Origin of the sequence: Plesiomonas sp., assembly GCF_051650925.1 — a bacterium.
In the GTDB taxonomy this organism is placed as follows: domain Bacteria; phylum Pseudomonadota; class Gammaproteobacteria; order Enterobacterales; family CAMTGL01; genus Plesiomonas.
In genome coordinates, this window is record NZ_JBOFRH010000131.1 from 1 (window position 1) to 5,278 (window position 5,278).

Sequence of the window (5,278 nt, forward strand, 5' to 3'; positions counted from 1 at the left end):
GCTTCCAGTGTATCAAGCTTATCGATAGTCAGGTCAGTGTACTTCACGGTAGCTTCAGCAGGCGTCAGACGATCAAACGGCTTGCTGAAATCATACACATGATCACCGTAATGAACGGTGGTTGAACCCAGAATGCTCATCGCCAGAGTACGGAACATATCTTCGGTTTTATCCATCAGATCGTTGTAGTCTGCGTATGCCTGATAAAACTCAAGCATGGTGAACTCAGGGTTATGGCGTGCTGACAGGCCTTCGTTACGGAAGTTACGGTTAACTTCGAATACACGCTCCATCCCACCTACAACCAGACGCTTCAGATACAGCTCTGGTGCGATACGCAAGAACATCTCTTGATCCAGCGCATTGTGGTGAGTAGCAAATGGCAGTGCTGTCGTACCACCTGGAATCGGGTGCAGCATTGGCGTTTCGACTTCAACGAAGTTTTGCTCTTCCAGATAACGACGAATGCCGCTGATCACTTTAGAACGGATCTCAAACGTACGGCGAGATTCCGGGTTGGTGATCAGGTCTAAATAACGCTGACGATAGCGCATTTCGGTATCTGACAGGCCGTGGAACTTGTCTGGCAGAGGGCGCAGTGCTTTAGTCAGCAAACGCACTTCTGTACAGTGAATCGTCAGTTCGCCAGTTTGTGTCTTAAACAACTTACCGCGTGCACCAACGATATCGCCCATGTCCCATTTCTTGAACTTCTCGTTGTAAACGCCTTCTGGCAGATCATCACGAGATACATACAGCTGGATCTGACCACCCATATCCTGCAAAGTGACGAAAGCAGCTTTACCCATGATACGACGGGTCATGATACGGCCAGCCACTACCACTTCTTTGTTCAGTGCTTCCAGCTCTTCCTTAGACTTATCATCAAACGCGGCATGCACTTCGTTGGAAATGCTGTCACGACGGAAATCATTTGGGAAAGCAATCCCCTCTTCGCGCAGAGCTGCCAGCTTTGCACGGCGGGTTGCCATTTCACTGTTCAGATCTAATGTACTTTCTTGCTCAAGATTTTGTTGTTCAGACATGGGAGTTCCTTACAATCCGGCTTTTAAACTTGCCTCAATAAAGCGATCTAAATCACCATCCAATACAGCTTGCGTATTGCGATTTTCGATTCCTGTGCGTAAATCTTTAATACGGGAGTCATCCAGAACATAAGAGCGGATCTGACTGCCCCAACCGATATCAGACTTAGTGTCTTCCATCGCTTGTTTCTCAGCGTTTTGCTTTTGCAGTTCCAACTCATAGAGTTTGGCTTTTAACTGCTTCATACACTGATCTTTATTTTTATGCTGCGAACGGTCATTTTGACACTGTACCACGGTGTTGGTTGGTATGTGTGTAATACGTACCGCAGATTCTGTCCGGTTTACGTGTTGTCCACCCGCACCCGAGGCGCGGTAAACATCAATGCGCAAGTCGGCCGGATTAATATCAATATCAATATTGTCATCAATTTCCGGATAGACAAACGCAGAGCTAAATGAGGTATGGCGGCGGCCACCCGAGTCAAACGGGCTTTTGCGCACTAAACGGTGAACACCGGTCTCGGTACGTAACCAGCCGTAAGCGTATTCGCCGCTGATCTTGATGGTTGCGCCTTTAATGCCAGCAACATCACCATCAGACTCATCCATCACTTCGGTTTTAAAGCCTTTGCTCTCTGCCCAGCGCAGATACATACGCAGCAGCATGCTGGCCCAATCTTGCGCTTCTGTACCACCGGAACCCGCTTGCAGATCAAGGTAGCAATCTGAACTGTCATTCGGGCCTGAGAACATCCGGCGGAATTCAAGTTTTGCCAGTTTCTTTTCTAACTCAGCTAATTCAGCGACCGTTTCATTGAAGGTATCTTCATCTTCAGCTTCAACTGCCAGCTCTAACAAGCCTTGAACATCTTCTAAGCCCTGATCCAGATCATCAATGGTATTGACGACAACTTCTAAGCCAGAGCGCTCTTTACCGAGGGCTTGCGCACGGTCAGGCTCATTCCAGACATCAGGTTGCTCTAATTCCGCATTAACTTCTTCTAGACGCTCTTTTTTAGCATCGTAGTCAAAGATACCCCCGAAGGGTGTTGGTGCGTTCGCTCAGGTCTTGAATACCGTTTTTTACAGGATTAATTTCAAACATAGTGATTCGCGTCTTTACTCGTTATTTTGGCCAAAACACTTGGAGTCTAGCGGATTAACGCCCGAAGTTACAAGGTCAGTTCATACTCATCACGCTTCTGGTCTGATCATAACGCTTCGATATGCTCAACCAACAGTTGTAAGTTCCGGCTGCCACGAAATTCATTAATATCCAAACGGTATGCAAGCCGTGCTTGTCGTACTGAAGGATCAGGCCACAATGTGGTATCAACATTAAATGCAATCGCATCAAGCATTGGGCCACCGGCGACAGGTTCAAGCAACATTTTCAGGTGTTTATCACCGACTCTGCGCTGTTGCAGCAAGGTAAATTCGCCATCAAACAGCGGTTCATTAAACCCTTGTCCCCATGGACCTGCCTGACGCAGCATCTCTGCGGTCTCAATTGTCATCAGCGTAGAGGGTAATTCGCCATCGCTCCAGATTTTTCCCTGCAGTGCCGACTCATCTAACCATTCGGTGACAATCTCGGAAAAACAGTGCTGAAAACGGGTAAATTGCGCCTCATCTATCGATAATCCGGCAGCCATTGCATGCCCACCAAAACGCTGAATTAATCCTGGATTTTGCGAGTCTAACCGCTCCAGTGCATCGCGCATATGTAGGCCAACAATCGAGCGGCCCGAACCTTTCAAAATACCCTCACCTGCGGGTGCAAATGCAATGACAGGTCTATGAAAACGTTCTTTAATACGAGATGCTAAAATTCCTACCACTCCTTGATGCCACTCCGGATGAAACAGTGCAAGCCCATATGGTAACAAATTATGATCTTGATCTAACTTTTGACAAAGATTCAGTGCTTCTTGCTGCATACCCTGCTCAATTTCTCGCCGAGTTTGGTTTAGCGCATCAAGATCACAGGCCAACTCACGGGCCGTTCCCATGTCTTCACACAAGAGCAATGTCACGCCAATTGACATGTTATCCAAACGTCCTGCTGCGTTTAAACGCGGACCCAGTGCAAAGCCTAAGTCACTGGCAACTAATTGGCGTGAATCTCTGTTAGCGACTTCCAGCAAAGCCAAAATACCTGGGCGGCAACGGCCAGCTCGAATACGGCTTAATCCCTGCCAGATCAGTAGACGATTATTGGCATCGAGTGGCACAACATCGGCAACACTGCCGAGCGCAACTAAGTCTAGCAGCTCCGCCAGATTTGGTTCACTGATCCCCTTGCGGGAGAACCAGTCATCAGTACGTAAGGCTGCCCGCAGAGCCAGCATCAGGTAAAAAGCCACTCCAACACCCGCGAGTGCTTTTGAGGGGAAACGGCAATTATGCAGGTTCGGGTTGACGATGGCATCAGCATCAGGCAGCGTAGTGCCTTGCAAGTGGTGATCGGTGATTAACACCTGTATACCGCGCGCATGAGCTTCCTGCACGCCGCTGTGCGATGAAATGCCGTTATCCACGGTCATAATCAGCTCTGCACCTAGAGCTTGTGCTTGTATCACTACCTCTGGACTTAGGCCGTAACCATCTTCAAAACGGTTTGGCACTAAAAAATTAACCCGTTTTGCCCCCAATGCACGCAGTGCCAATACACTGAGCGCAGTGCTAGTTGCTCCGTCAGCATCAAAATCACCCACTATCGTAATCTGACGATCAGCATAGATAGCCTGCTGCAACAGTTGGGTTGCCTGCTCAATGCCCTGTAGTTGGCGGTAATCAAGCAGGTGTTTGACCGAGCGATCTAACTGCTGTGGAGCACTGACACCACGGCAGGCGTAAATCTGACGTAAAAACGGCGGAGAGACCTCAGCCAGATGCGAATCATCGACCTGCGGACGACGGCAAATTTCAGTATTCATGGTGTTCCTAACAGCATAACGATACAAAACGGCGCAGAAAAGCACAGAAATGGCGGATAAACAGGGATATCAGGCGTGGGATCTTACCCGTGCAACAGCATTAACCTGCCGGTTGATGCGGCTGTACGGGTAATCAGGCCAACAACGCTAATTAAGCATTATTTGCCAGTTGCATTAAGCACTTCAAGCAGCGCTTTAGGGTCACGATAACCTGGCAGCATATCGCCATTTGGCAGCAACATAGCCGGCGTACCTTGTACACCAAACTGATGGCCTAACATAAATTGTTTAGCCACGATTGAATCTTTGCTGTCTTTGGCGGGTGCAGGTTTACCGGCAAAAGCATCAGCAAACGCCTGTTTCGGGTCAGCCGATGCCCAGATCCCTGCCATTTCATTGGCTGCATTAGAGCCGATACCATAACGTGGGAATGCCATATAGCGAATGGTGATCCCCAAATCGTTGTACTCTTTCATTTCATCGTGCAACTTACGGCAGTAGCCGCAGGTAATATCGGTAAACACGGTTACTACATATTTTTGGTCTTTGGCTTTGTAGACAATCATCTCTTTGTCAAACTTGGCCAGCTCTTTCATCAGCAGCTGATTGGTGACATTCACTGGCTGCTTACCGCTCAGTTGAAACATCGGGCCTTGCAGTACAAATTCACCGTTGTCACTGACATATAAAACGCCATTTTCGGTCAGTACGGTTTTCATGCCCGCCAGTGGTGAAGCTTGAATTTCCGGATTTTCAATGCCCAACTCTGTCAGTTTGGTTTTGATGGTTTGATCATCTGCATGTGCGGCACTAAACGCAAACGTGGTCAGCAACGCTGCTAACGTCAAAGTCTTTTTCATGAGTTATCCTGTTTAATTGTATGCAACGTTCGATTATACGTAATACGTATTCTGTCATTATACGCATTGTGTGGTTGAAGTGTGATGGAATAACCCCATCACGGCGACCACCCGCGCGCCCTAAAAAACACCATTATGCTCTAGGGTGATGCTGTTCATGCAGCAGCTTTAAGCGTTCTGTGGCCACATGCGTGTAAATTTGTGTCGTAGATAAATCACTGTGGCCCAGCAGCATTTGTACCACTCGCAAATCAGCACCATGGTTTAACAGATGTGTTGCAAAAGCATGGCGCAATACGTGTGGTGATAACTTTTCAGCATCAATTCCGGCAACCACAGCATAGTGTTTGATTCTGTGCCAGAAGGTTTGCCGCGTCATCTGCGTACCACGCGAGCTTGGAAACACCACATCAGAAGAGTTGTCTTTGAG

At 48.1% G+C, this 5,278-nt stretch carries 5 protein-coding genes; all 5 read right to left on the reverse strand.

Going from position 1 to position 5,278, the window contains the following annotated elements; all coding sequences use genetic code 11:
* On the reverse strand, positions 1 to 1,046 hold a 1,046-nt coding region (lysS, locus tag ACRC27_RS02930; RefSeq protein ID WP_438639156.1), incomplete at its 3' end, for a lysine--tRNA ligase.
* A gap of 9 nt (positions 1,047 to 1,055) precedes the next feature.
* A protein-coding gene (prfB, locus tag ACRC27_RS02935) for a peptide chain release factor 2 (protein ID WP_438623533.1) occupies positions 1,056 to 2,154 on the reverse strand; the annotation gives its coding sequence in 2 pieces (ribosomal slippage) (positions 1,056 to 2,078 and positions 2,080 to 2,154; 1,098 coding nt in all).
* Positions 2,155 to 2,260: 106 nt separating this feature from the next.
* Positions 2,261 to 3,988 carry a single-stranded-DNA-specific exonuclease RecJ gene (recJ, locus tag ACRC27_RS02940; protein WP_438639157.1) on the reverse strand — a complete coding sequence of 576 codons (1,728 nt, stop codon included), beginning with the start codon at positions 3,986 to 3,988 and terminating at the stop codon, positions 2,261 to 2,263.
* 158 nt (positions 3,989 to 4,146) lie between these two features.
* Complete coding sequence (gene dsbC, locus ACRC27_RS02945) at positions 4,147 to 4,848, reverse strand: bifunctional protein-disulfide isomerase/oxidoreductase DsbC (RefSeq protein ID WP_438623531.1); 702 nt, start codon at positions 4,846 to 4,848, stop codon at positions 4,147 to 4,149.
* Between the two features lie 133 nt (positions 4,849 to 4,981).
* Positions 4,982 to 5,278, reverse strand: a 297-nt coding sequence (locus ACRC27_RS02950; protein WP_438639158.1) for a tyrosine-type recombinase/integrase, incomplete at its 5' end; no start/stop codon positions are given.